This is a genomic window from Arthrobacter sp. TmT3-37 (assembly GCF_054510835.1).
In genome coordinates this window covers 1-26,831 of the sequence record NZ_JBTNDU010000024.1, presented here as the reverse complement: position 1 = coordinate 26,831, position 26,831 = coordinate 1, and the positions used below count along the sequence as shown (strand labels likewise).

28 protein-coding genes and 2 pseudogenes are annotated in these 26,831 nt (G+C 64.0%); 17 read left to right on the top strand and 13 right to left on the bottom strand.

Annotation, left to right across the window (positions count from 1 at the left end; all coding sequences use genetic code 11):
- Window positions 1-20: 20 nt before the first annotated feature.
- Window positions 21-665: a sigma-70 family RNA polymerase sigma factor gene (locus tag ACX80U_RS18600; RefSeq protein ID WP_181036521.1), complete on the bottom strand. Its 645-nt coding sequence runs from the start codon at window positions 663-665 to the stop codon at window positions 21-23.
- Window positions 666-1,238: 573 nt separating this feature from the next.
- Between ACX80U_RS18600 and ACX80U_RS18595 the strand changes: the two genes are divergently transcribed.
- From ACX80U_RS18595 to ACX80U_RS18585, 3 genes are all read left to right on the top strand, one after another.
- The gene (locus ACX80U_RS18595) at window positions 1,239-1,943 is read left to right on the top strand and encodes a hypothetical protein (protein ID WP_133083282.1); all 705 of its coding nucleotides are present in this window, start codon (window positions 1,239-1,241) and stop codon (window positions 1,941-1,943) included.
- Window positions 1,944-2,120: 177 nt separating this feature from the next.
- The gene (locus ACX80U_RS18590) at window positions 2,121-3,401 is read left to right on the top strand and encodes an Nramp family divalent metal transporter (RefSeq protein ID WP_104119121.1); all 1,281 of its coding nucleotides are present in this window, start codon (window positions 2,121-2,123) and stop codon (window positions 3,399-3,401) included.
- A 304-nt stretch (window positions 3,402-3,705) separates the two neighbouring features.
- On the top strand, window positions 3,706-4,410 hold the full coding sequence (locus ACX80U_RS18585; protein WP_258059168.1) for a metal-dependent transcriptional regulator: 705 nt from the start codon (window positions 3,706-3,708) through the stop codon (window positions 4,408-4,410).
- 24 nt (window positions 4,411-4,434) lie between these two features.
- Here the strand turns inward: ACX80U_RS18585 and ACX80U_RS18580 are convergent, their stop codons facing one another.
- The 6 genes from ACX80U_RS18580 to ACX80U_RS18555 form a co-directional block, all read right to left on the bottom strand.
- A complete protein-coding gene (locus ACX80U_RS18580) occupies window positions 4,435-5,313 on the bottom strand; it encodes a cation diffusion facilitator family transporter (RefSeq protein ID WP_459269478.1) in 879 nt (292 codons plus the stop codon).
- A gap of 122 nt (window positions 5,314-5,435) precedes the next feature.
- A complete protein-coding gene (locus ACX80U_RS18575) occupies window positions 5,436-5,858 on the bottom strand; it encodes an ArsR/SmtB family transcription factor (RefSeq protein ID WP_104119123.1) in 423 nt (140 codons plus the stop codon).
- Window positions 5,859-5,907: 49 nt separating this feature from the next.
- Window positions 5,908-6,681, bottom strand: coding sequence for a hypothetical protein (locus tag ACX80U_RS18570; protein WP_104119124.1), 774 nt, complete (start codon window positions 6,679-6,681; stop codon window positions 5,908-5,910).
- 141 nt (window positions 6,682-6,822) lie between these two features.
- The gene (locus ACX80U_RS18565) at window positions 6,823-7,506 is read right to left on the bottom strand and encodes a copper resistance CopC family protein (protein ID WP_104119125.1); all 684 of its coding nucleotides are present in this window, start codon (window positions 7,504-7,506) and stop codon (window positions 6,823-6,825) included.
- 71 nt (window positions 7,507-7,577) lie between these two features.
- Window positions 7,578-8,402 carry a YcnI family copper-binding membrane protein gene (locus ACX80U_RS18560; protein WP_104119126.1) on the bottom strand — a complete coding sequence of 275 codons (825 nt, stop codon included), beginning with the start codon at window positions 8,400-8,402 and terminating at the stop codon, window positions 7,578-7,580.
- 109 nt (window positions 8,403-8,511) lie between these two features.
- Complete coding sequence (locus tag ACX80U_RS18555; protein WP_133083283.1) at window positions 8,512-9,150, bottom strand: hypothetical protein; 639 nt, start codon at window positions 9,148-9,150, stop codon at window positions 8,512-8,514.
- Between the two features lie 313 nt (window positions 9,151-9,463).
- Here ACX80U_RS18555 and ACX80U_RS18550 point away from each other — a divergent pair, with 313 nt between their 5' ends.
- The 8 genes from ACX80U_RS18550 (at window position 9,464) to lepB (ending at window position 16,067) form a co-directional block, all read left to right on the top strand.
- Window positions 9,464-9,808 (top strand): ArsR/SmtB family transcription factor, encoded by a 345-nt coding sequence (locus tag ACX80U_RS18550; protein WP_104119128.1) that lies wholly within the window; start codon window positions 9,464-9,466, stop codon window positions 9,806-9,808.
- A complete protein-coding gene (locus ACX80U_RS18545) occupies window positions 9,757-10,737 on the top strand; it encodes a cation transporter (RefSeq protein ID WP_459269476.1) in 981 nt (326 codons plus the stop codon). The genes ACX80U_RS18550 and ACX80U_RS18545 overlap by 52 nt, the downstream gene beginning before the upstream one ends.
- A 122-nt stretch (window positions 10,738-10,859) precedes the next feature.
- Entirely contained in the window at window positions 10,860-11,564 is a 705-nt protein-coding gene (locus tag ACX80U_RS18540; protein WP_258059170.1) for a DsbA family protein, read from the top strand.
- A gap of 29 nt (window positions 11,565-11,593) precedes the next feature.
- Window positions 11,594-12,238, top strand: coding sequence for a vitamin K epoxide reductase family protein (locus ACX80U_RS18535; RefSeq protein ID WP_104119130.1), 645 nt, complete (start codon window positions 11,594-11,596; stop codon window positions 12,236-12,238).
- Between the two features lie 72 nt (window positions 12,239-12,310).
- Complete coding sequence (locus ACX80U_RS18530) at window positions 12,311-12,943, top strand: methyltransferase family protein (protein WP_104119136.1); 633 nt, start codon at window positions 12,311-12,313, stop codon at window positions 12,941-12,943.
- Between the two features lie 317 nt (window positions 12,944-13,260).
- Entirely contained in the window at window positions 13,261-13,722 is a 462-nt protein-coding gene (locus ACX80U_RS18525; RefSeq protein WP_104119131.1) for a hypothetical protein, read from the top strand.
- Between the two features lie 120 nt (window positions 13,723-13,842).
- Window positions 13,843-15,528 (top strand): multicopper oxidase family protein, encoded by a 1,686-nt coding sequence (locus ACX80U_RS18520; protein WP_459269475.1) that lies wholly within the window; start codon window positions 13,843-13,845, stop codon window positions 15,526-15,528.
- Between the two features lie 47 nt (window positions 15,529-15,575).
- Window positions 15,576-16,067 (top strand): signal peptidase I, encoded by a 492-nt coding sequence (gene lepB / locus ACX80U_RS18515; protein WP_459269477.1) that lies wholly within the window; start codon window positions 15,576-15,578, stop codon window positions 16,065-16,067.
- 278 nt (window positions 16,068-16,345) lie between these two features.
- On the opposite strand, the gene lspA is transcribed toward lepB, so the two are convergent.
- The 3 genes and pseudogenes from lspA to cmtR form a co-directional block, all read right to left on the bottom strand.
- The gene (gene lspA / locus ACX80U_RS18510) at window positions 16,346-16,864 is read right to left on the bottom strand and encodes a signal peptidase II (RefSeq protein WP_104119247.1); all 519 of its coding nucleotides are present in this window, start codon (window positions 16,862-16,864) and stop codon (window positions 16,346-16,348) included.
- Between the two features lie 77 nt (window positions 16,865-16,941).
- Window positions 16,942-17,043: pseudogene (locus ACX80U_RS18505) on the bottom strand (cadmium resistance transporter); the annotation flags it as partial.
- Entirely contained in the window at window positions 17,040-17,399 is a 360-nt protein-coding gene (gene cmtR, locus ACX80U_RS18500; protein WP_104119248.1) for a Cd(II)/Pb(II)-sensing metalloregulatory transcriptional regulator CmtR, read from the bottom strand. The pseudogene ACX80U_RS18505 and the gene cmtR, both read right to left, overlap by 4 nt.
- Before the next feature lie 210 nt (window positions 17,400-17,609).
- Between cmtR and ACX80U_RS18495 the strand changes: the two genes are divergently transcribed.
- The 6 genes from ACX80U_RS18495 to ACX80U_RS18470 all read left to right on the top strand — a co-directional run bounded on the left by ACX80U_RS18495 (window position 17,610) and on the right by ACX80U_RS18470 (window position 25,400).
- The gene (locus tag ACX80U_RS18495; RefSeq protein WP_104119250.1) at window positions 17,610-18,101 is read left to right on the top strand and encodes a hypothetical protein; all 492 of its coding nucleotides are present in this window, start codon (window positions 17,610-17,612) and stop codon (window positions 18,099-18,101) included.
- Window positions 18,102-18,304: 203 nt separating this feature from the next.
- Window positions 18,305-19,054, top strand: coding sequence for a cytochrome c biogenesis CcdA family protein (locus tag ACX80U_RS18490; protein WP_104119252.1), 750 nt, complete (start codon window positions 18,305-18,307; stop codon window positions 19,052-19,054).
- Window positions 19,055-19,196: 142 nt separating this feature from the next.
- Window positions 19,197-19,865 (top strand): TlpA family protein disulfide reductase, encoded by a 669-nt coding sequence (locus ACX80U_RS18485; RefSeq protein ID WP_104119254.1) that lies wholly within the window; start codon window positions 19,197-19,199, stop codon window positions 19,863-19,865.
- 172 nt (window positions 19,866-20,037) lie between these two features.
- Entirely contained in the window at window positions 20,038-21,606 is a 1,569-nt protein-coding gene (gene resB, locus ACX80U_RS18480; RefSeq protein WP_459269474.1) for a cytochrome c biogenesis protein ResB, read from the top strand.
- On the top strand, window positions 21,603-22,397 hold the full coding sequence (locus ACX80U_RS18475) for a DUF3093 domain-containing protein (protein ID WP_308663000.1): 795 nt from the start codon (window positions 21,603-21,605) through the stop codon (window positions 22,395-22,397). Before resB ends, ACX80U_RS18475 begins: the two co-directional genes overlap by 4 nt.
- A gap of 579 nt (window positions 22,398-22,976) precedes the next feature.
- Complete coding sequence (locus ACX80U_RS18470) at window positions 22,977-25,400, top strand: transglutaminase family protein (protein WP_133083286.1); 2,424 nt, start codon at window positions 22,977-22,979, stop codon at window positions 25,398-25,400.
- A 206-nt stretch (window positions 25,401-25,606) separates the two neighbouring features.
- Here ACX80U_RS18470 and ACX80U_RS18465 read toward each other — a convergent pair.
- The 3 genes and pseudogenes from ACX80U_RS18465 to ACX80U_RS18455 form a co-directional block, all read right to left on the bottom strand.
- Window positions 25,607-25,743: pseudogene (locus ACX80U_RS18465) on the bottom strand (IS481 family transposase); the annotation flags it as partial.
- Window positions 25,744-25,864: 121 nt separating this feature from the next.
- Window positions 25,865-26,302 (bottom strand): DUF4307 domain-containing protein, encoded by a 438-nt coding sequence (locus ACX80U_RS18460; RefSeq protein ID WP_104119263.1) that lies wholly within the window; start codon window positions 26,300-26,302, stop codon window positions 25,865-25,867.
- 183 nt (window positions 26,303-26,485) lie between these two features.
- A partial coding sequence (locus ACX80U_RS18455) for a DUF808 family protein (RefSeq protein ID WP_133083287.1) occupies window positions 26,486-26,831 on the bottom strand: 346 nt, incomplete at its 5' end.

Here is a 26,831-nt window from a genome sequence, read left to right as displayed (position 1 = left end):
CTAGCTGTGATTCGACCCACTTAGGGATTCGGATTGCTACGCGGGGTGATTATTTTTTTCCGGCCCGCGCGGCCGTGCGGTTGGGGCGCATGGATGGATGGATAAGTGAGGTTAGGAGGTGCAGCGGGGAGACCCGAGAGAGAGGGAATTCTGCGCAAGATAATCAGGGCGTCCCTGATCCGGCTTTTCACCGTGGCCAGGGGGATGCCGAGCTGGGCCGCGACCTGTCCGTAGGTGAGCCCCTCATAGAACGCCAGGGTGATGGCATGGGCTTGTGCGGGGGAGAGGTGCTGCAGTGATGCTCCGACCCGCTGCTGCTCGACTAGGTCCAGGGCTGTCTCGGAGGTGTGGTCGTAGTCCCTGGTGTACATGCGGGTGAGGTAGTCCATTTCATGCCTTTTTGCCCGGTCTTCGGACCGGGCGCGGTCCGTTGCACGACGTAAGGCAATCATCGTGACCCACGTGTCCGGATTTCCCAGGGCACCATCGAAGGTGTGTGCCTTCTGCCAGATTTCGAGGAAGACGTCCTGGGTGATTTCGCGGCCGACCTGCTCATTGAGCACCATCCGGGTGCACAGGGTGTCCACCCGGGGACCCATCAGGGTTAGGAGGTCGGCGAAGGCCACTTCGTCGTGCTCCGCAACCTTGATGAGCAGATCGCCCATTCGTCGGCGAAGCGAGGACGGCGCCACGTCACTGGCGTCACGGGCATCGCTGTCGCTCGAGCTGATGGCCTGCCTCCTGTTGCGGGTACGTTCTTTCAGTTTCCTCGAAGGGTCACGCACGGCCCGACCGCCCGTTTAGTTGAGCATAGGCCTGTGCGTGGCAAGTTCTGTCCGTCTTTTGCAGCTCGAGGGTTTAAGGAGTAGGGGGAGGACCATTGTCACGAGGATCGGCCGGTTGACACAGCCAGCCGGTGCCGTGATTCACAGCCCCGACCTAGAAAGAGGCTGTATTGTCAGCATCATCCTCATGTGCGAGTGATGTGGGTTGCGTGCAAACACACAATCCATAGCGCCGGACGACGGTGCGCGGCTTCCTCCGCTACCGACGTCCGGCGCTTTTTCTGCCTCACCACTCCGCGCAGTCGCGGACTCATTCGTGATCCTTCAAGAGGGTTGACCAGGGTGACAGTCATGAGCAAGACCAAGCCTTCAGGCAGAGTGCTTCGAATCACACGAGAAAGTACCCATGGCAGCTCCATGGGCCCCGGCTACCCTCAAGGCGTGTGACGCATCATGGAAGCACAGCACACTCCCTTGCGCTGGTTCGTTGCAGGGCTCGTTCTGGCCGGAGGACTCACCGGGTGCGGTGCGGTGGAACAGAATCCTCTGAACGTCAATAGTGGTCAGTCAGAAGATCAGCGGGCCGCTGATGCTTCAGGCGCGGAAGGCACACCAGGCAATACTGCAGGGGAGTCCGCGGCATCCTTCATTAGCGAGGATCTCGACGACGATCCGCTGAACATTGGGGTCGACGGCGCCACATTGTGCGGTGTGCAACCAAAGGACAGCTTCCTCCAGTACACGATCATGTTGCACAATCCCACGCTTGAGACCTTCACCTTTGACGACATAAGCCTCGGCGATGCTCAGGGGCTAACGCAGGTCAGCGCCATGATTGCCCCGGCCAACCGCGAGGGTCATGGAAATCACGGTGCGCCCGCTGCCGGACCAAGCGAGCACGCGCCAGCAGCCCATGGCGCCCCGGCCCCTACGCCCACCGCCTCCGAACCAAGTACGTTCACGGTCGAACCAGTACCGGCCGTCGGGTACCAATTCGAACCGGACAAGCACATCAACATTGTGGTGTCCGTGGCGCTTGAAGATAATGCACAGCGTGGCACAGCCGACGATGTCATCGTCGAATTCTCATCACCAGGCCGAGAATTCTCCGTGCCCCATGACCTGAACATCACAATCGACAGGACCACCTGCTCCTGACCCAGGGGTCCATCCTCTCCAGGAGAACATCTTGCCTGGCGGGCCAGTGGTGCGATTTGTGGAACCGACAAGGGCTCCCTGATCGAACGGAAGCAAGGAACGACGAGTACCGGTAAGGAAAAAGTTTTCCCGCGCCAAACCCTTTTTAGGCACGGCTAAAACTGCTAGCGTCGGGTCATGTTCCGGCAACGTTCCACACCGATTCCCTCCGGGGAGTCCCTCGAGGCCGGTCCTTTCCCAGAGGCACCCCTCAATGGAGGCAGGACGATATGGCTGCTGGGGCCCGCCCTGGTGGCCGGTGTCGCCTACCTCGATCCAGGAAACGTCGCGAGCAACATGACCGCCGGGGCGATCTACGGGTTCCTGCTGGTCTGGGTGGTCATCCTCGGTAACGTCATGGCCTGGCTCGTGCAGTACCTCTCCGCGAAGCTCGGCATCGTCACCGGCAAGAGCCTCCCGGAGATACTGGGGGAGCGGATCGGCTCACGCTGGGCGCGACGCGGGTTTTGGTTGCAGGCCGAGTTGGTCGCCATGGCGACGGACATCGCCGAGATCCTCGGCGGAGCGATCGCCCTGAACATCCTGTTCGATCTTCCCCTTGTGGTCGGCGGGCTGATCACCGGGGTGGTGTCCCTCGCGGTCCTGCAGCTCCAGGGCCACGGCAGGCAGCAGGTCTTTGAACGGCTCATCATCTCGATGATGTTCATCGTCGCGATCGGCTTCTCGGCGGGAGTGTTCCTCAGCCCACCGGAACCGACCGACGTCGCAATTGGTCTCCTGCCGGCCTTTGACGGCAGCCAGTCCGTCCTCCTGGCCGCGTCGATCCTCGGTGCCACGATCATGCCGCATGCGATCTACGCACATTCAGCGTTGGCACGCGACCGTTTTCCACGGCGCCCCCAGTCGGCGGTGCCACGGTTGCTGAGCGCCACCCGCTGGGATGTCACCATCGCCTTGACCATTGCGGGCGCGGTCAACCTCGCCATCCTGCTCCTGGCTGCCACGTCCCTGCAGGGCCGCGACGACACGGGCACGCTGGAGGGCGCCCATGGAGCGATCGCCGAGGTCCTCGGACCTGTCATCGCGACGCTTTTTGCGATCGGGTTGCTCGCCTCGGGTTTGGCCTCGAGCTCCGTCGGCGCGTATGCGGGAGCGGAGATCATGCACGGGCTGCTGCGGGTGAGGATTCCCCTGACCACCCGGCGCATCATTACCCTCATTCCAGCTCTGCTGATCCTTGCCTTCGGGGTCGACCCGACGCAGGCGCTGATCCTCAGTCAGGTAGTGCTCTCGTTCGGCATTTCCTTCGCCCTGATTCCCCTGGTCTACCTCGGTACGCGCACCGAGGTGATGGGAGATCACCAGAACAGGTGGTGGACGACCCTGGTCGGCGCCGTGGTCGCAGCCCTGCTGGTGACACTGAATCTGACACTGCTCTACCTGGTCTTCACCGGGTAGCGGATAACCCCGCCGCGAGATTGGCACCACAGAGATCGGCACCACATTGTGAAACCCGGGGCGTTCCGCCGCCCGGGTAGCCTCCGGCCTGGACCGGTCCTGATGCAGTGTGGCTGGCGCCCCTGATGGGTGGGAGCTCGGATCGCACGTCGACGATCGGACCGCTGAAACAGGCCGGATGCACCCCCTGTAGCCTGTTGGGTGCGGCGGCAGGCTCTCATCTGCAGCCAAGGACCGGCCAACAGCAGTCCACTGACAGTCCGCCCAAGCCCCCGACAGCTCACGACATGGAACCTGTTTACTAATGACGACACAGCGCCAAGGAACCCTGCCTAACGCGGCGGTCGAGGATTACCTCAAGACCATTTATCAGCACACGGAGTGGCAGGACGAGCCCATCACTCCTTCCGCGTTGGCATCGAAGCTGGCGGTCGCTCCGGCGTCGGTGACCGGCATGGTGAAAAAGCTTGCTGCTCTTGGGCTCGTTGACCACGTTCCGTACGGGCCTCTGAACCTCACAGAGGAGGGGACCTCCCGCGCGATTGCTGTGGTGCGGCGGCATCGGCTTATCGAGACCTGGCTTGTCCGGGATCTCGGTTACTCCTGGGACGAGGTTCATGATGAAGCCGAACTCCTCGAGCATTCCGTCTCGGACCGCCTCCTCAGCGCGATCGATGAGCGTCTGGGGCATCCCACCCATGATCCGCATGGTGACCCTATCCCTGACGCGTTCGGCAACGCGCCGGTGTTGGCGTTCGTACTGCTCGAACATCTCGAACCCGCCCGGCAGGGCACCGTGCTGCGTATCGACGACAGGAAACCGGAACTGCTGCGGCTGTTGGCGGCTAACAATATCCGCCCGGGCAGCACCGTCACCGTGCACGAACGAAGCGAGTATGACCTCACCATTTTGGCCGAACCGTCCGGCGCACGTCCTGCGGTGCGCCTGAGCATCCCGGACGCACAGCGGATCTGGGTCCGACAGTCCTCGGGCACGACCGCCCGCTGAACGAGGAACCGCTTCCTGCGGTGTCTAGCAGTGGTCGTGGCGGCCTGTGGCCGGCTCGAGTTGCAGGGTGGAGTGTCGGATATCGAAATGTTCGCTGATGCAGGCGTTGAGCTCCGTCAGAATCCGTTCGGCGCGGCCGCTGGTGAACGCTTCAGAATCGATCTGCACGTGGGCGGTCAACGCTGGCAGGCCTGAGGTGATCGTCCAGGCGTGCAGGTCATCCACAAGGACGACGCCGGATACTTCTTCCATGTGTCGACGTACCTCGGCGAGATCTGTTTCCTCCGGTGTCGCCTCCAGGAGCACCAGAACTACAGCCTTGAGCAGGCTATAGGCTCGGGGAAGGATCAGGATGCCGATGGTGATGCTTGCCAGGCCATCGGCGCGCGCGAACCCGGTGAGCCCGATGACCAGGGCCGCGACGATGACAGCAATGGATCCGAGCATGTCGCCCAGGACCTCGAGGTACGCGCCGCGGACATTGAGGCTTTCCTTCTGCCCTCCCATGAGCAGCCGCAGGGCGAAGAAGTTCGCGATCAGACCCAGAGCCGCCGCGATGAGCATGATGGGGGCGTCGACTTCCACGGGCGTCAGGAAACGCTTCGTCCCTTCAATCAGCATCAAAACGCCGATGACGCCGACGACGAGGCCGTTGACGAGAGCCGCGAGGACCTCTACCCGCTTCCACCCGAAGGTCCGTCGTTCCGTCGCCGGGCGGGCCGCAAGCCAAGTCGCGAAAATAGCAATCGCCAGGCCGAAGGAATCACTGAGCATGTGTCCGGCGTCAGCCAACAGGGCCAAAGACCCGGACACTACAGCGCCCACCACCTCGATCAGCATCACCGAGAGCGTGATAGCCAGGGCAGCGACGAGCCGGCCCCGATGGGCGCCTCCCACGGTCAGTCCATGCGAGTGCCCATGCCCGCCATTTTTGCCGTCACCATTGCCGGCGCTTCCGCCAGTACCGCCGCCAGCACCCCGGTCATCATGACCGGCATGTCCGGAGTGACCACCATGCCCGGCACTCATGCCGACACCACAGAACCCGGAAGAGCGGTTTCTCCTGCTGACCGGCGCCCCATAGACGTGGTGTCCGTGACGGCCACCAACGGATCGTCGTGGTGTCCCTGGTGGTGCGCATCCGGCGCCCCCGGGGTGACGAGGCGTTCACCGGCGTGCAGAAGATCATCGAGGCCGGGATGGGCCAGCCGGTACAGGGTCGCTCGACCATCGGGAGTTGCCGCAACCAGCCCTGCGTCCTTGAGCAGCGCCAGATGCGCCGAGACGGTCGATTGCGCCAGACCGAGGTGCGCCGACAGCTCACCCACCCGGTGCGGTCCGTCAGCGAGGCAGTGGATGAGCGTCAGCCGGGAAGGCTCGGACAGTGCCCGGAAGATACGGGCCACATCCTCGTGCTGGTGCTGGTGCTGGTCATAATTTATCGCCATGCAACGTTTATATCGTTAAGTAACGATGATAACAAGGTGAGGTGCCGAATCATCCTTCAGCCGCCATTCCGGATTGGTCGGTAACCTGTCGCAGCAGTCGATTCTTGAGCTGCTGCCGTAGACGCCGGCGTGCCAGAAGCGCGGCGAGGGCGGCCACCCAGGCGAGGCCCAGGCACACCAGCGCGGCGTAGAAAAGAGCAGAGGCGGGAGGCTCGACGGAGTCCGTGCCGCTCAAGAGCAACGGCCCGAAGTACCCCAAAAGAAGGACCGCGCTGGCGAACGCGGCTGTGGCGGCTAAGAGCATCAGTGGTTGCCGGTGGGACCGCGTGCCATTGGTCGCCAACCCGACAGGCAACAAAAGCAGTCCGGTGAAGGTGAGCACCTGACCGACTGCAATCAACTGTGATGACAGCGCACCTACGAGCATGAGCAGCAGTGCGATGGCAACGACCCTGCGGTGCACCAGAGGCAGCCTGATTGCCCCCGGGCCGGCGGTAAGCAGCGCTTGGGCAAGACGCGCGGTGATTTGCTGCTGACTTGGGATCGGACGCTCGGGGATGGACGAGCTGTGGACATGCGAACTGGTCATATCAGCCGGGGCGGCAGACGCAGGCGCTTGTGAGGAATCTGCCGGAACGATCGTGCCGTCGATAAGGAGTGCGGGCAGGTTCTGCGCAACAGGCCTAGACGGGCGTTTCCGGGCGCCGGTACTCACGAGGGTGATATCGGCGTAGGGCGCGAGGTCTGCCAGGGACCGTTCGGTCCGTTGTCGGAGCTCCACCATGTCAGGGTCGGTCTGGGCGAAGAGAATTTCGATATTCACAGGGGGAGTGACCTTCAGGCAGTGATACGGGTGGGGAGGTGCTGCATACGGATGTTTGGGAGATGCCTCTGACGCCTGCTTCCCGCTTCCATACCAAGGGTGGGACGGGAGCAGGCGCCAGCGATCAGGTATGTGAAATGTCTATCCTTGGTTCAGACGGCGCCGCGTGAGCAGCGCCAGGACGGCTGCGATCAGGACGCCGCCAATGGCTAGGTAGATGACGAAGTCCGGCAGCCCGGCCGAGGAACCGGTAGGGTCGGCGGCCTGTGGTGACGCGGACGTGCCGTCTTCGGTCTCTGCGCCTGAAACGCTTGGCCCACCCGTTGGTTCGGCGCTGTCTGCAGCTCCTGGTTGGGCGGTGTTGCTCGTGAAGGAGTAAGTCCCTTCAATGGGGTGGTCGTCGGAAGATACAACCCTCCATTGCACTGTGTAGGTACCGGCCGGTGCACCCGATTTCAGGGCCTGAGTTGCCGTGTTGTTCACAACCCGGGTGGGGCCTTCTGACCAGGCAAGGCCCGTGCTGTCGGAGACGATGATATCCACTCCGATGCCCGAGGGCGGGTTGGTGAAGGTGAGAACGACTTCGGTGGGAGCCACGTCAACGGTCGCGTCGGCTGTGGGGGAACTGGCGGTGAGCTCATCGTGCGCGGTCGCCGCACCGACCGGTCCCATCAGCAGCGAGGCCGAGGCCACCATCAGGGCTGCTATCCGTGCGAAAAGCCTCCGTGAACGCTGAGCGGTCGAGCGGATTTCAGAGGTGGAGGGGGACGTCGAGGTGGAGGCGGAGACCTGGTGGAGAGGGGTGGTGTGTGCTTGTGCTGTCATGACTGTTCCTTCCGGGCGACATCAGGGTGGGGTGACGTGGGAGCGGCACCCCACCCTGGTGTCTCGCGTTGTTAGTTCTGGCGCCGACCGCGGGTGCGGGCCAATGCCAGCGCGCCAACGAGGAGCCCCAGGACGCCGGCGCCCAGGCCGATCCAGCCGAGGGTGGTGCCCGAGGTGTCGGTCATGGTGGAGGCCTGTTCGGTGCCGACCTGGCTGATGCCCGCCACAGCTTTATCGGTGGCTTCGGTGCTGGCCGCTCCGTGGGAGTCCGTGCCATCGAATGCAGTCGTGACGAAAGAGGGAGCCGGGTTTTCTGGTTCCTCCTCGCCATCGACGGCCGGTTCGTCCCAGACGCGGACGGTCCCATCCGCGTAGGACTGCGTGACGGGAAGTTCTACCGTGGTGCCAGCCTCGGGCAGTGTCCCCACAGAGAGCGAGAACGTCTGGTACTGCTGGGCGTTGAGCTGGTGCTCCCCGTCCGTGGCTGTCCAGATCACGGTCAGCGGCGCCTCGGTCAGCGTCGCCCCGTCAACTTCGACCGGCTCGGGCAGATCGCCCCGAATCACTTCAGAGGTCCATCCCTCGACGGGTTTCACGCGGACGGAGGTGAAGAGCGTGTCGGTGGGAAGCGCGACCTCGATCATGTTTGTAGTGGTGTCGGTCGATTCGCTGGGGACGCTGAACGTCAGCTGGGAGTAGCCGCCTTCCGTTGTCGAGGTCGGGTCGACGCTTATATGGGCGGACGCGGCGCCGGCACCGGCGAGCAGCAAGCCCGACGTGGCAGCGAAAGCGGCGATACCGCGGAGAGTCCGGCGGGCCGTGCGGGCAGTGTGGGCAGGAGCGGTGCCATCGGATGACGGGCCGATGGGCGGGGGCGTGCTGTGTGCAGCAAGCATGGGGTGTGCCTTTCGTGGGCCTCTGCGACAGGTGGGTCGCGGGCGCTGAGCAGGGATGGATTGTAGGGGTTGCACAGGCAACCGATCCAGCACATGCGTGCGCGAAGGATCAGCCGAGCGCCATTTTCCGGGGCATGATTTCCGGAGGTCCTCGTCGCACATCGGCAGGCACATTGCGTCGGGCGGGGGGAGTGATGGGTCGTTCGGCGTATTCGGGCAGCTGTGGCCGCCCAGTCACCGGTTCCGGGGAGGGCAATCCGATCAGGGGGCGCAGCCAGGCAAGGAGTGACCAGAAAGCATTCTCACCGCGGGAGAGGATCCACACCATGACGAGGACGGCCAGCAGGTGTCCGATCACCATGATCGGCGCCGCGCCGCTGTCGACCAGATGCGGGACAAGATGCTCGGACGTGGACCCGACGGGAGGGCACTGCATCATCACGGCCGCGTGATCCGTCCCGGCACCATGCACGCCCTGGGGTGCGCAGGCTGCCGGGCTGGAGAGCATCTCGAAAACATGGTGCAGAAGGACCTGCCCGCTCACGAGCAGGCCGCTCAGGACGGGAAGAGAGAGCCGTCGTCCGGCCAGGAAAGCAATGGGCATCAGGGCGAACATTGTCAGTCCGACGAGCAGGGGCCACGGGGGGAGGGAGCTTCCACCCACCAGGTGCGCGCCGAGCGCGAGGGACATCATGCAGGACGTCACGATGATGGACCGGACAAGGCGTGCTGCCGCAGTCACCTGCATGCCGCCGTCCTTTCCCGTCACCATCACTCATTCATGCCCTGCTGACATTACCGCCACTCATTACCGTCACCACCTTGCTGGGCCGATGCAGTCTCTTCGTTCCGGAACGCGGTGCGGACCGCCCGCACTACGGCACAGCCCAGTCCAATCCCGTCCGTTTCGGTTCTGCACGTCGGCGCAAGGCGCACCGAGGGGGCGGCGCAGCAGGGCGGCATGCCTGCGCGACCGGCGCCGCACAGACCAGAAGGGGAGCCACCGACGCACCCCATTCCCCGCCCTTCATCAGTACATATGACAGTGTATTATTTGGGGGGTGAAGACCTTACTGCAGCCAGCCGTGCTCGCGAAGTTCGGGTACGCCCTATCGGATTCGACCCGGGCGCAGGTTCTCCTGACCCTGCGGGAGGGCCCGGCATACCCCAGCGACTTGGCGGAATTGGCTGGCGTGAGCAGGCAGAGCCTGTCGAATCATCTGACCTGCCTGCGGGGCTGCGGGCTGGTTGTCGCTGTTCCTGAAGGTCGTCGGGTCCGATATGAGCTGGCCGATCAGAAGCTGGGCGTCGCGTTGACTGCTCTGTTGGACGTCGTCGCGGTCGCTGATGCCGAATGCTGCTGCACCACCACAGCAAATCACGTCACCGGGAAGGCCTGCTGCTGATGAGCACCCACACCTCACCCGCATCGGTACAGCCAACGCGCTCTGCGCCGACCGTGGAGCGGCGGGCCATCCTGTCGCGGCGGGTTCGGCTTTTCGTGGCAGCGACGATCACCTACAACGTGATCGAAGCGGTCGTCGCGATCAGTGCCGGCACGATCGCATCCTCGAGCGCTCTGATCGGCTTCGGATTGGACTCGATTGTCGAGGTCCTTTCCGCCGCGGCCGTGGCGTGGCAGTTCGCCGGCCGGGACCCGGAAGCCCGCGAGAAGACCGCGCTGCGCCTGATCGCGTTCTCGTTCTTTGGGCTCGCAGCGTTCGTGACTTTCGATGCCGTTCGGACCCTGCTCGGCGCGTCCGACCCCCAGCATTCCCTGGTCGGGATCATCCTTGCCGCGGTCAGCTTGGCGGTCATGCCGTTCCTGTCCTGGGCGCAGCGCCGCGCCGGACGCGAACTGGGCTCCCGCTCTGCCGTGGCCGACTCGAAGCAGACCCTGCTCTGCACCTACCTGTCCGGTGTCCTGCTGGTGGGCCTGTTGCTCAACAGCACCCTTGGCTGGTCCTGGGCCGACCCGATCGCCGCCCTCGTCATCGCCGCCGTCGCGATCAAGGAAGGCCGCGAAGCGTGGAAGGGCGACTCCTGCTGCGCACCATCGTTCGGAAACCTCGACGCCGATGAGAGCGTTGACACCTGTGAGAGTGCGCCCGGCGGCGGCACGGACCCGTGCTGCAGCCCCGACACCCCGACACGCTCTACCACTTCAGGAACCTTGACCGCTGCAGCGGTGATCATTCCCGAGGCAGCTGGGCCCTTGACGCTGACAGCCCGATCCGCAGGACCGGATGCCGCGGCAAGAACCACGGCACGTCCGGTAGCAGAGGCGGCATCGACGCCCGCGAAGGGGTCCTGTACCTGCTGCACGCACGACTAGAACACCCCAGTAAGCCCCGACCTACCCCAGCTCCACCTGATTCACCAGTAATTCCCTGCACCCGGCGGGGAATGAGCACGACCACATAGTTCCCTGCAGTTCCATGACGAGGAGACACCCCCGTGCCGACCCCCGCCCCCGCTCCACCCACGACCCCTGACGCGAAGAAGGGGCTGAGCCTGCAGAACCGGGTCATGGTCGGCCTGCTCGCCGCTGTCGCTCTCGTCATCGGCTTGGTGGTCCTTTTCAACACTCTTGGCGAGGATGAGGGACAGGCTGCCGGCACGGCCACCACGGCCGAGGTCGTGCGCGGGGACAGCCACCGCCTGTCCCAGGCACCGGACGAGAAAGCCGTCCTGGTCGAGTTCCTCGACTTCGAATGCGAAGCGTGTCTCGCCGCGTATCCGGTCGTGGAGGACCTCTCCGAGGAATACGGGGAGAACCTGACCGTCGTCTCCCGGTACTTCCCGCTGCCCGGGCACCGGAACTCAGAAACCGCGGCCGCCGCCGTCGAGGCCGCAGCGCAGCAGGGCAAGTTCAAGGACATGCACGCCCGCATGTATGAGACACAGACCGAGTGGGGCGAGGCCGATGAGGACCGGTCACCGGTATTCCGCGGTTACGCCGAAGACCTCGGCCTGGACATGGCGGCCTACGACGCGGCGATCGCCGACCCAGCAACAATGGAGCGGGTCGACGTCGACAAGGCGGACGGCATGGCGCTGAACGTCGAGGGCACCCCCACCTTCTTCCTCGATGGCGAGAAAATCCAGCCGTCCACGCTTGAGGAATTCCGCAGTCTCATTGAAACCGCCATCGCGGACTGATCACAATTCCCGGCGAAAGACCACCCACCATGTCTCACCCGACCGCAGACGATGTTTCCTCGATCCAGGAACCCGCTCAGGACGACGTGGCCTCGATGCCCGGGTTCGCACGCAGGATTCCCTTCGGTGTCATGCTCGTGGTCACTGGTGTCATCGGATGGGTTGCCGCGGGGATCCTGATCCTCGAAAAGCTCGAGCTGTACCGGAACCCGGACCATGTCACCAGTTGCGACATCAACCCGTGGGTGTCCTGCGGGCAGGTTATGGACACCTGGCAATCTGAACTCTTCGGCTTCCCGAACCCCTTCATCGGTCTCGTCGGCTTCACCATCATCATCACCACCGGCATGGCCTTGCTTGCCAGCGCCCGCTTCACCCGCTGGTACTGGGCGGGCTTGCAGGTAGGTGTCACACTCGGTGCGGTGTTTGCGACCTGGCTGTGGAGCCAGGCCCTGTTCGACATCTACATCCTCTGCCTCTACTGCATGATCGTGTGGGCAGCCATGATCCCACTGTTCATCCTCACCACCGTCCGGAACATGGCCCAAGGTGTCATCCCGGCACCCGCTGCTCTCACCCGCGGGCTCGCAGCCTGGATCGGACCGATCATCGTCCTGACCTACATCGCCGTCGCGGCCTCGGTGTTCTTCCGCTTCCTCCACGTCTTCACCTAAGGATCCTATGAGTGTCCCGGCGCCTATCTAGGATCGTGCTAACCCTCGTGTTCGATGGAATTGAGGCTGATCGTGTCAACGCAGACAGCATCGCTTCTCGCCCTGGGTCTCTATACGGTCGGTGTCATCACCGCCTTCGGGGTACGGTCCTGGATGCACTGGCGGAAAACCGGGTCCACGGGCTTCCGCGGCATCAGCGGGATGCCCGGGTCCATCGAATGGTGGGGTGGCGTTCTCTTCATTGCAGCCATCGTGCTCGGTGCTGCCGGCCCCGCCCTGGCCCTCGCCGACCTCGTCGTCCCGCCTCAACTGCCCGGCCTTCCCTGGATCGGGACTGAGGTCACTATCATCGGGTTTGTCGGCACACTGGCTGCCCAGACTGGGATGGGCGCTTCCTGGCGCATCGGCGTCGACACCACCGAGCACACTGACCTGGTCACGACCGGCCTGTTCGCCGTAGTCCGCAACCCCGTGTTCTCCGCCATGCTCGCAGCGATGACCGGAATCATGCTCATGGTCCCCACACCGGTCGGCGCAGCGGCTCTGGCCTGCCTGTTCCTTGCGGTGGAGATCCAGGTCCGGTTCGTCGAAGAGCCCTACCTGAACCGCATCCATCAGGGCGCCTATGACGACTACACCGCGAGAGTCGGACGCTTCCTGCCAGGCATCGGCCGCATAGAGGCAAGGGACGCTACAAAGGACTGAAACCGCTCAATGCACAAGAGGTACGAGGGCTGCCAGATGGTTATGGTGCCACCGTGCCCATGGGGTCACGGTGATCGGCGCCCCGCGGCATCACAGGATGCTGGGACCGGGTAGGGCAGCTCGGCTCATCAACGCCACATCTTCGGAGTCAGTGCAGGATGGTGGCGCTGGTGTTCGCAGGTCCCTAGGAATTCCCTAGGGATTCCCTAGCAGGCCGCGCGACAGTAGCCCACATGGCAACGACAGCACCAACGAGACCCGCGGCATCAAAAAAAGGTCCGAGGGCCTCACGCAGGCGCCTGAGGTTCCTGATTCCATTGCTCTTGCTCGCCCTTGTCGGCGCCGTGGTCATGAACGTCCTGATGGCCGCGCCCAGGACACCCCCTACTTCTCTGGGCGGCTCTGCCAGCGTCGAGGGTGGGCTTGCACGCATCCAGGGAGTCATACCAACCGAAACCGACGGGTGGATGCCTCCCCAACCTTCCACCGCCTTTGCCAGTCCCCCCGGTGACGAGCTCCACCGGGTCCGCATCCTGCTGGAGCTGACGGCGATGGAGGTAAGCGGCCTGTCCTTCGACCCGGCAGAGTACGCCGTCTCAGCCCTCGGCGGCGAGACGTGGAAAGCGGTCTGGTCCGCTCCTGCTCCCGCCCAGGCGCGCCAGGGGGAAACTATCGATGCGGTGCTCGTCTTCGAGCTCCCGGACAAGGCCATCGACTTGACGCTGGAAGTGCCCGATGGGGGCAAATTGTCCCTTGGGCCGGGACACCACCGAGGGTGACAAGCACGGGGCCGGCTCCTGGGGCGTGGGACACCACGGGCTGACAAGCGCGGTCATCCCCGGGGTGCGGGGTGTTGTTTTCTTGGGGTTTGCATGGATGTTTCTAGGGGTCGTTCAAGGATGAGCGGGATCGGGTGCAGGGAATCTCCAACCTGGGTGCGGGATGGTCGGGGTACTAACCAAGGGAGACCTGCAATGTCAACTTCACGCCGTAATGTTCTCCTGTTCGGAGGGCTCGGAGTTCTTGGCGCAGGGGCTGCAACGTTGCCGGCGGGGTCGGTGGAGGCGAAGTCGGCGAGCCGGCTCGATTCCAGCCAGATGCCGCGGCCGTTCCAGGCCCCGTTCGTCCAGGCCCCGATGCTCCAACCATCCTCCACCGGCATCGACCCGGCCGACGGGTTGCCCGTCAACTACTACAAGCTGACGGAAAAGGCGGCCACCGCCCAGATCCTGCCGCGACTGACTACCCCCATCCTCGGATACAACGGGTTGTTCCCGGGCCCGACCATCAGCCTGGACAAGGGCACGAAAGCAGTCGTGCGGATGCGTAACCAGCTGCCGGCACAGCATCCGTTCGACGGGCACCCCCTGACTACCTCGACCCACCTGCACGGGTCCGCGTCGCTGCCGCAGTACGACGGGTATGCCAGCGACATCACCCGCCCCGGGTTCTATAAGGATTATCGGTACCCCAATTTCCAGCCGGCGCGCACGCTCTGGTACCACGATCACGGTGTGCATTTCACGGCCCTGAACGTGTATTTCGGTCTCGTCGGGCAGTACCACATGCACGATCCGCTCGAGCGCCAGCTGTTGCCGCAGGGCCGTTATGACGTCGCCCTGACCATCAGTGATGCGATGTTCGCCGAGGACGGGTCTCTAGGCTATGACGACAACAGCCACTCGGGCCTCTGGGGGGACGTGATCCTGGTGAACGGGAAGCCCTGGCCCGTGATGAAGGTGCAGAAGCGTGTGTACCGTTTCAGGATCCTGAACGCTTCGATCTCCCGGTCGCTGCGGCCGACGCTCAGCACGGGGGCGCCCTTGGTGGTGGTCGGTACCGATGGCGGTCTGATGCCGACAGCGCAGAGCGTGGCGAACTACCGACATGCCGGTGCGGAGCGGTACGAGGTCCTGATCGACTTTCGGAAGTACGCCACGGGGCAGCGGATCGAACTGCGGAACCTCTCGAACAACAACAATGTGGACTACGACTTCACCAACAAGATCATGGCGTTCGACGTGACGGACGAGCCGGTGGATACCACGGACCCGACGTGGAACCGGATCCCGACAACCCTGACCGGTAGCGAAGCGATGTCGCTAACGGCCGGGCAGTCCGTGAAGACCCGCAGGTTCCGGGTCAAGCGCAATGACAGCACCAATATGTGGACGATCAACGATGACAGTTGGCAGGACGTAATCACCAGCGGCTACAAGAAGATCATCGCCGATCCCGCGCACAACTCGGTCGAGATCTGGGAGATCGAGAACAGTTCGGGCGGCTGGTTCCACCCCTTGCACATCCACCTCGTCGACTTCCAGGTCCTCAGCCGCAATGGAAGGGCAGCCTTCTCCTATGAACGCGGTCCGAAGGTCGTGGTGTACGTGGGCGAAGGCGAGACCGTCCGACTCCTGATGAAGTTCACCCCCGAACAGGGGCTATACATGATGCATTGCCACAACCTGCCCCATGAGGACCACGACATGATGGCCCAGTTCCGGGTGGGCCGGTTGGAGGGCGATCTGGACCCCAACGATCCGATGACGGCGGCCCGAGCTGTGTGGGACGACGAGGTAGGTTGAGGACCACACCATCAGGCGGCGGCCGGCGGTGGCGGACGCGGTTGAAGGTGCAGTCGTTGTCAGGGGAGTGGACCCGCTATCTGGTCGTGGCGTTGGTTCCTGTCCTGGTGGTTCTTGCTGTCCGTGCGTGGGTGATGGAACCTTTCACCGTTTCCTCCGACAGTATGGAACCAACTATCTCGTCGGGTGCGGTCGTGCTCCTGTACAAGCCTGCGGCCGCTTTGGACACGTTCCCCAATGGTGTGGTGATCGCCTTCACTAGCCCCTTGGACGGCCACGCAACCATTAAAAGGGTCGTCGCGGGAGAGGGGCAGACCGTCGCCATCCGAGACGGGGAACTCTATGTCGACGACATTCCCATTTCAGAGCCCTTCATCGATCGCAGTCGCATCGATGCAACCTACTTGGGGCCCCAGACGGTGCCTACAGGTTATGTTTTCGTCTTGGGCGACAACCGCGGCGTGTCGGTCGATTCCAGGGACTATGGCCCCGTGCCCCGGACGGCGATTCAAGGCACACTGCTTACCGGGCGAAAATAACCGCAGCCGGAGGGGCTGCTCTTACTCGCGGCCCGGAGCGTGGTCGGACTAGTTGTTATTCTCTACTATTTTGCTGTCGTCATGTCCTGATGATTCCCGCGCTTTGACACTGCTCTATTAATCGCCGATAACGTAGGTTATGTCAACTTATGTTGACGTCTATGGGTCCCCCCACCTGCCTCAGGCTCCGGTAAACCCCAACCCGAATGGCTCTCGATGCTGGCGTCAGTGACTGACGCGGAGACTGACACGGAGATTTAGAACGTGTGGCAGGGAAGTTAGAAGTCATGCGACTCGGGGGTGCGGCCGCGGGGGCCCACCAAGGTTCCCAGGATTAGCAGCCCGACACCGATCGAGACGAAGACATCAGCAAGGTTGAAGGTGGAGAACCAGGAGACGTGCAGGTAATCGGCCACACCACCGTCGGCCAGCCGATCGAGCAAATTGCCCAGTGCCCCGCCAAGAAGCAGAAACCCTCCTACTTGGCCCAGGCGGCCCAGCGTCGGGGCTGACGCCAGGAGGAACCACGCCAGTCCTACGATGATCGCCCCAGTGCCGAGGAGGATGACAATCGGCGGCAGATCGGCCCCGAAGCTGAACGCGACACCCGGGTTGAAGTGCAGCCGCAGGTCCACGAGTCCGCCCTCGATGGTCTGGCCCTCACGCAGCTGCAGTTCGACGATTGCCTTCACGGCGAGGTCAACACCTACCAGGATCAGAGACCCGACCAGCATCCAAACCCGGGTTCTCTTGCGTGCTCTGGATGCAGCGGAGGCAGCAGGCTCGTCTTCACTCATCACGGTTTCCTCCTGTTGCCGTCCGAGGCGCTGTGAAAAAGGTACTGTCCGCCGAGGACGCGGGCAGTGGTTCCTCATTGTCCCGTTCCGCGCGCGAAGAACAGGGCGAGGACGATGGTGTCATCGATGGTGGTGAGAAAGAACAGGCCCATGGCTGGGAGGATCGAGGGCGGAATCACGCAGTGACCACCGAATCCTGGCAACCGGGCAGAGAGCATCCGGCCTCCAGGCACGGTGCTCCTTCATTGACCGCGAGGCTTACCTCAACCAGCGACGTCAGGATCTTAGCCAGGTGTGGATCAGCTATCTGGTAGCGCGTGTGCCGGCCCTCGGCGCGTGCGATGACGATGCCGCAGTCCCGAAGGCACGCAAGGTGATTGGAGACATTTGACCGGGTGAGCTCCAGCTCGCGGGCGAGGTCCGCCGGATAGGCGGGATGGTCGAGCAGGGTCATGAGGAGGCGGGACCGGGTCGGATCGGCCATCGCCCGCCCCAGACGGTTCATCACATCAAGGCGTGGTTTATCAGTCAGCACTCGCTGTACTATACATGAATGGCTGAATCGGCGAGGAGGGTCGGTTTGATGAGCGGATGTACCCGTGCGGCTCTACCGAGATCGGCTGTGGGCCCTGGCCGCGGTACTCGAGGGACGCCCATCGGATCAGGGCCGTTACTGTCCGCCGGTAGAATGAGGTAGGGCCAGGCCGTTGAGAACAAACGATGCAGCAGGAGTGTTGGGAGAGTCATGCATCAGATGATGCTCTTGAATTCCTCTGCCGTTCCCTCGCCAGCCCGGTGGCACCTGCGGGTTCTCGTTCTCCTGCTGGGTATCACCATCCTGCACGTGTGGGCCGGGACGGCGCTCTCGAACAGCAGCGGTGGAACCGGACAGCCCGCCTCTGTGACGACGATCATGCAACAGGCAGCCGCTTCCCCCGCAGCCCTGATGCCTGCTGAGGTCCTTTACCAGACCCCGTCCCCCTTTATAGGGCCGGACTTCAGTCAGCACGCCCTCCTGGAAGATGTGTGTGCTGCCGCCTGTCCTGATGGGCACCTGGTAGCGACCGCTTTGTGTTCGATGGTGCTCGTCGTTGCCGGTCTCATAGGCCTCTACTGTCTGCGCACGATGGTCTTCCTGCCCGGCCGTAACAGGACGCAGGAGTTATGCCCGTCCGTACCGCCCCTTCTGCACTCAAACGGCGTCTGCCTGCTGCAACTGTCGATCAGCCGTATCTAGGATTCAGCGCCTCTCCCGTGTCCGCCCCGCTCCTTCGCCAGGTTCAATGACTGCCGGACGAGCCCTGCCTACTTTTCGCGGCGGCCTCACGCTCTCTTGCTGTGTGCTGTCGTGTTTCCAAGGACCCCACCCATGACTTCCCTGCATCACCCTCGAACCCTTGCCTGCCCGGCAACCATCGCGGCCCGGCTGGTACATCACTGATGAGCATCGGTGAATACTTCGCGGACAGTGTCCAGTCCGGGGCGCTGCTGGCCGCAATACCCTTGGCGATGATTGCAGGGTTCGTGTCCTTCCTCTCCCCTTGCATCCTGCCGCTCATCCCGGGCTACCTCGGCTATGTCTCCGGACTAGCGGAACCCGGCCGCCCGGACAACCGGCGCCGCCTGCTGACCGGTGTCGCCCTGTTCATCCTCGGCTTCGCCCTCGTGTTCACCCTCTACGGCGCCGCGTTCGGTGTCATCGGTTCCTGGCTTCTACGCTGGCAGGACCCACTCATCCGGGTCCTCGGCGTGTTCGTCATTGTGATGGGACTGGCACTGGTCGGCCGGCTTCCGTTCCTGCAGCGGACCGCGAAAATGTCATGGCGGCCGCGCACCGGCGTCGCCGGTGCACCCCTGCTCGGTGTGGTCTTCGGTCTGGGCTGGACTCCCTGCATGGGCCCCACCCTCAGCGCTGTCCTGGCTCTGAGCACCACCACCGGCACCGCGTGGCGTGGGGCGCTCCTGGGATTCGTCTACTGCCTGGGCTTGGGCGTACCGTTCATCCTCGTCGCGCTGGGAGTGCAGTGGGTCACTACCGCCCTGTCCTTCGTACGCCGCCACATCCGCGTTTTCAACCTCATCGGCGGTGCCCTGCTCGTTCTGGTCGGAGTTCTCATGGTCACCGGCGTCTGGATGCTGTGGATCTACCAGCTCCAGAACCTCGCAGGAACGTTCCTCACCCCCGTCTGATGCTTCCCCTGAACGCACCCCTCCCCCGTGCACACCACGATCGAGAAGAGATCGCCTCATGAGTGCCCCCACCCCCACCAACCCACATCAGCTCCACGCACCAGGAACTCCGCCCGCGCCCTGTGCGCCCCGACAGGATTCAATGGCGCCCGGTAGTTCGCGCCCCCGCTCCCGCGCGTCAACACTCGTAGCTTTGCTAGCGACGGCGACACTGCTCATCACCGGATGCTCGGCGCAGAACAACTCCCTTGCCGAGCAGGCCAACGCCGGCGACAACAAGAACTACATCGCCGGCGACGGGTCGGTCGCCGAATACGCTCCCGGCACCCGGAGCGAACCCGTGGACGTTATGGGCGAGCTCTACGACGGAACGACCGTCGACTCCAGCCAATGGGTGGGCGACGTCGTCGTCCTGAACGTCTGGTACGCGGCCTGCGCCCCCTGCCGGGTCGAAGCGCCCATGCTGCAGACGTTGAGCTCCTCCTTCGCACCCGAGGGCGTCAGGTTCTACGGCATCAACGTCCGCGACGAAAAGTCCACGGCTGAGGCGTTCGAACGGAACTTCGGCATCACCTATCCCAGCTTCGTAGACCGCGACGGGAAGCTGCTTCTGAGCCTGACGAGTTATGTGCCGCCGCAGGCCGTGCCCACAACCCTGGTCCTGGACCGGCAGGGGCGCGTCAGCGCCCGCATCCTCGGCGTCGCCGACGAAAGTACCCTCAAGACCCTGATCGCAGACGCACTCGCCGAAGATGGCCCCGCTGCACCGCCTAACCCGTCCACGACGGCAGGAACCGACGATGCCAGCTAACCCCTCATCCGGTCAGACACCCAGGCAGACACCCGGTCAGACAGCAGAGGACGCTCCCGGCCAGGCACCTGACCAAGGCCTCGATTCGAGGCCGGATCAGACACCCGATATTTCGGTGTCCAGTCTGAGCGCCGGTGAAATGCTTCGCTGGGTATGGCGGCAGCTCACCAGCATGAGGACAGCCCTGCAGTTGCTGCTGCTGCTGGCCGTGGCCGCCGTCCCCGGATCCCTGTTCCCACAACGCCGAGCCAATCCTGCCGTCGTCACCCAGTACCTGAAGGACAACCCCGACACAGGGCGTTGGCTTGACCGCCTGCAGATGTTCGACGTCTTCTCCTCGGTCTGGTTCTCGGCGATCTACCTCCTGCTTTTCACGTCCCTCGTCGGATGCGTCCTCCCCCGCACCAAAGCCCACCTCAAGGCACTGCGATCAGCACCCCCGCGCACCCCCCGCCGGTTCGCGCGACTCCCCCAACACGGCACCATCGTCCTGAACGGTGACGGCGCGGGAACGCCCGGCCCCGACCCGGCCACGGCGGTCAAAGACGCCGCGGCGATCCTGCGGAAGCTCCGGTACCGGGTCGACATCCGCGACGCAGATACGGCCACCCCCTCCGTCGGCGCCGAGCGGGGTTTCATGAAGGAAGCAGGGAACCTGCTGTTCCACACCGCTCTGATCGGCGTGCTGGTATCCGTCGCTATCGGCGGCATGTTCGGCTACCGGGGACAGAAACTCATCGTCGAAGGGGAAGGGTTCACCAACGCCCTCATCGGTTACGACTCCTTCTCCCCCGGCACCAACTTCAACCCCGACACCCTCACCCCCTTCGCGCTGACCCTGAACGACTTCGAGGTCCGTTTCAACCGGGACGAACAAGCCACCTACGGTCAGCCCCTGGACTTCACCGCGCGGATGACCGTGCAGGAAAGCCCCGACCAGCCCGCTGAGGACCGGGTCCTGAAGGTCAACGCCCCTATCGGCATCGGTGGCACCAACGTGTATCTCGTCGGGAACGGATACGCTCCCGTCGTCGAGGTCCGCGATGGGGAAGGAAACATCGCCTTTTCCGGCCCCGTCCCATCCCAGCCCACGGATACGGCGTACACCTCGACGATCGTCATTAAGGCGCCCGACGCGAATCCTGATCAACTCGGATTCGTCGGCTTCTTCCTGCCGACCGCCGTCGTGAACAGCGAAGGTCTGGCCTTCGGCTCCGACCCGGATCCCTTTAACCCCCGACTGAACCTCAACTCCTACTACGGTGATCTCGGCCTGGACGATGGAACACCGCGGTCCGTGTACCAGCTGGACACCACGGACCTGACGCAACTCAACGGACGGGACCTGGCCGCAGGCGGCATCGTGCTTGAGCCAGGGCAAACCTACGAACTGCCTGACGGCCGAGGGTCCATCACGTTCGACAGCCTGAAACGCTTCGTCGCCCTCGACATCACCTACGATCCGGGCAAAATCGGTGCCCTGATTTTCTCCACCCTCGCCCTGACCGGGCTCATCCTCTCGCTCATCACCGCGCGCCGGCGCGTATGGATCAAAGCAGGTGCAACACCAGAGGGAGGCACCACCCTCGAGTACGGGCTTCTCGCCCGAGGAGAAGACCCGAGCCTGCGCAACGAGGCCACCAAACTCGAGCAAGCACTGTCAGCCCGCTGGGGTATCACCTCACGCAGCGACGAGCAGAAAAAGCCCTTGCCATCACCTGACACACCGCAGCACATATGACCGCCAAGACATTAATTGCTACGAGAGCCCGACGATTCGTCGGGCCGATCCTGATGACACTCGGGCTTCTGACCGGCGTCGCGCACTTCCTCACGACTTCGCCACAACGCCAACCCCACATGTCCGCCCTGTGGGACGCAGCGACCGGCTACCCCGCCGCCGCCCTGCTGTTCATCATCGGAATTATCCTCACCAAGCCTCGCCGCACACGCTCCAAGGCGCCAGGCACCGCCATCCACCACACAGACCGGAAGACGCTCATGTATCAGCCACACGAAATACCCGGCCTCACCCCACAACACACAAAATCTGTAGGGCAGGAGGGCGAAGTCCTGTACGAGGAGCGCCTCTACCCGAGCTTCTGGATTTGGGTTCTCACAGTAGGCCTAGCTTTCGTTCCTGCCGTCATCTTCGCGCCCATCGACATGCTGATCGGCGTCGTCGCGTCCATCTTGACGCTGGTTGTCCTGATTTTCGCGCTCCTCACCTCCACGCCCACGATCCGCGTGACACCTGCAGAAGTACGTGTGGGACGAGCAACTATCGAACGACAGTATCTAGGCCGGGCCCAAGGTTTCGTCGGTGAGAATGCCACAGCACAACGGGGTACTCGCTTGCATGGCTTGGCCTATCTCTGCATCCGCGGGTGGATCGACGGAGTGGTCCGCGTTGAAGTATCGGATGAGGAGGACAAGACACCCTACTGGCTCTTCTCTTCCCGTCGGCCGCAAGTACTTAGCCGAACTCTCAATGACACCCGTTTCCAGCCTGAACAGAACCGTTCGAGCTGATCAGAACCCTGAACGAGCTCGGCGGGGGAGCTAGTTTCCCTGCCGACCTTCCGACGAAGAACGGCTAGCGCCAGATCTCCTGAGACAACGGGAGCAGCATGAATCTCGACGATGAGCCTGCAGCAACTCCCCTTCACACGGGTACACGAGAAAACTGGACACGGCGGACACGTGATCGCGGATGCGATTGACGGAACTTCCCGCTGTGAACCCGGGTTGCGTTCATGTCTCCCCGCTCGCGACCAAACCAGAGGATGATTGGTTACCCGAAGGGGTAACCGCATCCGCTTCTTACCCTTCTTCTGCAAGATCGGGGTCATCATGGTCTTCTTGAATAGCCAGCTCTCTGAGCGATGGCCGCACACCGCGATGCTTGGAATGATACGAGGACACTGGGTACGCCTACCTGCTGACAACGGGCACGAGGACGATGTCATAGTCGGAGCCGTCGTCGCTACCGATCGGACCTTCAAGCGCACAGTACTTGCCGGACACCCTTCATCAGGACCGCTCTTTCGCCGCAGCCGGCCCGCTGGAGCAACCCCGCTCCGGCCGCGGTTCCACCATTAGGGGACCGGCATGACCTCGACACTCTCCCGGCCGACCCCCGCCCCCGCGCCGGTGCCCCCTACGCCGACCCCGCCGGCCCCCGCCGCCGATCCCTGGCACTGGGCCGTCACGGGCGCTTCCCTCCTCGCCGTGCTCGCCGCGGCCACCAGCCTCGACGGCGTCCTGGAACCCTGGACGTGGCTCCTGCCCGTGGTCCGCACACTCGTCCCCGTGCTGCTGGCGATGGCGTTGACGCGGGCACTCCGCCTGAACGCCGTGCTGGCACCCCTCGCGGGTGTGCTCGCGCTCGTCGGCACCCTCACGGCCCAGTTCTTCCCGCGGCAGAGCATCCTCGGCGTCGTGCCGGGGCCGGGCACCTCGCTGCAGCTCCAGCGCCTCCTCGCCCAGGCCGAGGAGACGGTCGTCTCCCAGGTGGCTCCGGTGCTGCCCGGCCCCGGGATCTTCCTCATCACGTGCGCAGCCCTGGGGCTCATCGCCATCATCGTGGATCTCTTCGCGGTGACGATGCGCATGCCGGCCGCGAGCGGCCTGGGGCTCCTCACCGTCATGGTCGCGCCGGCCATCGTGAAGCCGAACGGCGTCGGGATGTTCGCCTTTCTCGCCACCGTCGTGGCCTACCTGCTGCTCCTCGCGGTGGCGCAGTGGCGCAAGAACCGGCTCGCATCGGGCGGCGCACGGGCGTCCTCGGGCTTCGCGGGCCGGAGCATGATCATCGGCGCGGCGGCCCTCGCCGTGACCGTGGTCCTGCCGCTGTTCGTCCCCGGCTTCAACTCCGGCGCCTTCCCCCAGGGAGCGCGCCTGAACGTGTGGGGCACCGCCACCGGACTGAATCCCGCCGTGACGCTCGGCAACGACCTCCGCAATCCCACGGGCTTCGGACGGATCGCCTACTCGACCAATTCGGACACCCCCCTGTACCTCCGCGCGGTCACCCTCGAGGACTTCAGCGGCAGGCGGTGGGAGCCCGAACAGCGGAACGGGGACCGCGAACAGGGCGTCACCGAGATCGGGGATGAACTGGGCGCGCCCGTCATCCCACCGGAGGCACAGACCGTCTTCACCCGCGTCACCACGCAGAGTTACGCGAGCCCCTGGCTCCTGGCACCCTATTCGCCGGTGGGCGTCTCGAACGTCCGGGGGACCTGGGCCTGGGATCCGGCCAACCTGTCCATCCTCGCCACGGACGGAGGCTCGACGGCGCGCCAGCGGTACCTCGTGGAGAGCCGCTCGGCGGAGCTGACGCGCGACGGGCTCGGCGCCATCCGGCCCTCGGACCCCGACGCCGTCCCGGAGATCTTCACGCAGCTGCCGGACGACACCCCGGACATCGTGCGCACCACGGCCGAGGAGATCGCCGGCGAGTTCGTGAATCCCTACGACAAGGCCATGGCGATCCAGAACTTCCTGCGCGGGCCCGACTTCACCTACTCGGTGGAGGCACCCGTGGACGGCGGGTACGACGGCAGCGGCCTGGACGTGATGGCCCGGTTCCTCGAGTCGAAGTCCGGGTACTGCGTGCATTACGCGGGGACGATGGCCGTCATGGCCCGCGCGGCGGGGATCCCCAGCCGCGTCGCCATCGGCTACACACCGGGCAGCCCCACGGGCAACACGGAGGAGGGCCCCGAGGGAACGGAGCTGCGCGAATTCGTCGTCGACTCCCGCAATGCCCACGCGTGGCCGGAGCTGTACTTCGAGGGCGTGGGATGGGTCCAGTTCGAACCGACCCCGTCGCGCGGCGTCGTTCCCACCTACGCCCAGCAGGCGTTCGCGCCGGTGGGGCCCCGCGCCGACGACACCGACTCGCTCAATCCCGGTGGCCTTCCCGACGTGACCGGGCAGTCAGGATCGACGGCGGAGGGGTCGGACGCGGCCGACGATGCCGGGGCGAACGGGCCCTCCGACGAGGCGCGGCCCGTCGACGGCCTGCTCGCCGTCACGGGCATCGCACTGCTCGCATTCCTGCCGTTCCTCGCCCGCACGGCCAGGACGCGGTCGCGCCGACGGGCCGTGGCCGGAACCGATGTCTCCGCGGGCACGGACGGCGCGGCGACCGCGGCGTGGGCCGAGACGACGGAGATCGCCGGCGACTACGGCTACCCGCTCCAGCCCACGGACACGCCGCGCACCTTCGCCGGCCGCCTCGCCCGCGACGCCGCCCTGGCAGCAGAACCGGCGACGTCCCTCGCACGGCTGAGGACGGCCTATGAGCACGAAGAATACTCCGATTACGGTCCGGAAAGCAGGACAGGAGAAAGCACCGGAGCCCAGCCACCGGTTATATTCGTGCGCCCAATGGCGGCCCCCCACTGGGCGGACGTCGATGCAGTCACGCGGGCGCTCCGTCACCGCAGCTCTTGGTCAGCCCGTCTTAAAGCCCGCCTCTTTCCACAGTCGCTGCTCAACCGCTTCCGGGACAACCCCCGCCGCTGACGATATGGCTTGAACTTGGCGGTAGAGACGTGCGGTGAGCCTCGCTGCTGATTGCCGAGACAATGGCCCTCACGCGCGAATGATTTTTCTGCGGCATCGTTATTCCCCGAACGGGTACACAAGCCACAAATGAACGTCGGTAAGCGACGGGTTCGACTGTGGTGACGTTATGCCGCGAGTCAATGAAACCTTCAGCACCCGCCCTCGTACCGGTGCGCCCATTTCGAGAGCGTGTGACGAGCCACCCGGCCTCCGCCGCGACGTGGGCGACCGGGCAGTGCTGGCAGCGTTCGACCAGGCGTCGTCTTCCGCCGGGTGTTAATGGGGCGTTAGAGTGGGTCATGAGGGGTAGGTCCTTCGTACGGATGTTTGTAGAGGTACTTCCATCCTGCGATCGGGGATCTACCCCTTTCTTACGCTTACATCACCCGCGTGTCACCAACGTCATGACCCACAACAGCTGGTCAAGAATCCTCTACCAACCAACATGAATTGACTCCACCGCTTACCGCCGGCGAGTCTACCCGCAGCTGCACCCGATGGGCAGTGGAACGCCCCTGATCAGCACCCACATCTACTGTGTTCGGGCTGATGTCGACAATCTTCCAGCCCACGACCGCGTAATTCTCGCTCAACGCCTGAATGGCACATTGCGCAGTCGCTCCCGGATCCTTGATTACCTCGAAATCAACGGATGCGAAGCCATTCTGCTCAACGTTGAACCCCACATCCTTACTACTTACCGGTTCCGTGTTCGTCATGGACAGAAACCCTGCAGCGATAACTGCGAGTGCCAGAAGGATGGCTAAGAGAACGAGCTTTGTCCGCCTGGATAGCCGCGCACGAGATCGCCCATATCGGGTGGTTGCAGTACCCCGCTGAGCGGCAGTCGATTCGCTCATGCCGGAGTCTCGCCGCGCCAAGCCCACAACGTATCGATTGCCGAAGGTGCGGACCTGTGTCTGATATTCATTTTCTCCGTTCTCCTCAGCTGATCTTTGAACATGCACATACTCGGGCCGCTTTCATTTGAAAACAGATCCACTCACTTCACAGCAAATATGTAGATCCACCTAACGGCCCGGTCAGGCGGCGGGGCCGCCGTCGCGTCCCGCCGCATGGTGGCCGGCGACTGCGGCACGGATGTCGCCCTCTTCGTGCCCGCCCTTCTTCCCGAACGGCAACGCCTTCATGAGCGGGTGCACGATCGCCATGACGAGAAGGCCCCAGGCGAGTCCGAGGACGGCCGAGCACAGGGTGTTGACGAGCCAGGCCAGGAAGCCGCCCGCTACGGGGACTCCGGCGAAGGGGTGCTCGAGGACGTGGACCAGGTCATAGGGCGCGTGCCAGCCCAGATCGTAGGCCCCCTGCAGCATGATGTGGCCACCGACCCACAGCATGGCGATGGTCCCGACGAGCGTTATCACTGTC

Excerpts from the sequence above, each read along its gene's own strand:
- lspA (WP_104119247.1), bottom strand. The coding sequence starts at position 16,864 with ATGAGTGAAGACGAGCCTGCTGCCTCCGCTGCATCCAGAGCACGCAAG.
- ACX80U_RS18475 (WP_308663000.1), top strand. The coding sequence starts at position 21,603 with ATGACCGCCAAGACATTAATTGCTACGAGAGCCCGACGATTCGTCGGG.
- ACX80U_RS18595 (WP_133083282.1), top strand. The coding sequence starts at position 1,239 with ATGGAAGCACAGCACACTCCCTTGCGCTGGTTCGTTGCAGGGCTCGTT.
- ACX80U_RS18520 (WP_459269475.1), top strand. The coding sequence starts at position 13,843 with ATGAGCGGGATCGGGTGCAGGGAATCTCCAACCTGGGTGCGGGATGGT.
- ACX80U_RS18535 (WP_104119130.1), top strand. The coding sequence starts at position 11,594 with ATGTCTCACCCGACCGCAGACGATGTTTCCTCGATCCAGGAACCCGCT.
- ACX80U_RS18545 (WP_459269476.1), top strand. The coding sequence starts at position 9,757 with ATGCTGCTGCACCACCACAGCAAATCACGTCACCGGGAAGGCCTGCTG.
- ACX80U_RS18565 (WP_104119125.1), bottom strand. The coding sequence starts at position 7,506 with ATGACAGCACAAGCACACACCACCCCTCTCCACCAGGTCTCCGCCTCC.
- ACX80U_RS18585 (WP_258059168.1), top strand. The coding sequence starts at position 3,706 with ATGACGACACAGCGCCAAGGAACCCTGCCTAACGCGGCGGTCGAGGAT.
- ACX80U_RS18600 (WP_181036521.1), bottom strand. The coding sequence starts at position 665 with ATGGGCGATCTGCTCATCAAGGTTGCGGAGCACGACGAAGTGGCCTTC.
- resB (WP_459269474.1), top strand. The coding sequence starts at position 20,038 with ATGAGGACAGCCCTGCAGTTGCTGCTGCTGCTGGCCGTGGCCGCCGTC.
- ACX80U_RS18495 (WP_104119250.1), top strand. The coding sequence starts at position 17,610 with ATGCATCAGATGATGCTCTTGAATTCCTCTGCCGTTCCCTCGCCAGCC.
- ACX80U_RS18560 (WP_104119126.1), bottom strand. The coding sequence starts at position 8,402 with ATGCTTGCTGCACACAGCACGCCCCCGCCCATCGGCCCGTCATCCGAT.
- ACX80U_RS18470 (WP_133083286.1), top strand. The coding sequence starts at position 22,977 with ATGACCTCGACACTCTCCCGGCCGACCCCCGCCCCCGCGCCGGTGCCC.
- ACX80U_RS18485 (WP_104119254.1), top strand. The coding sequence starts at position 19,197 with ATGGCGCCCGGTAGTTCGCGCCCCCGCTCCCGCGCGTCAACACTCGTA.
- ACX80U_RS18590 (WP_104119121.1), top strand. The coding sequence starts at position 2,121 with ATGTTCCGGCAACGTTCCACACCGATTCCCTCCGGGGAGTCCCTCGAG.
- ACX80U_RS18575 (WP_104119123.1), bottom strand. The coding sequence starts at position 5,858 with ATGGCGATAAATTATGACCAGCACCAGCACCAGCACGAGGATGTGGCC.
- ACX80U_RS18555 (WP_133083283.1), bottom strand. The coding sequence starts at position 9,150 with ATGCAGGTGACTGCGGCAGCACGCCTTGTCCGGTCCATCATCGTGACG.
- ACX80U_RS18490 (WP_104119252.1), top strand. The coding sequence starts at position 18,305 with ATGAGCATCGGTGAATACTTCGCGGACAGTGTCCAGTCCGGGGCGCTG.
- ACX80U_RS18460 (WP_104119263.1), bottom strand. The coding sequence starts at position 26,302 with ATGAGCGAATCGACTGCCGCTCAGCGGGGTACTGCAACCACCCGATAT.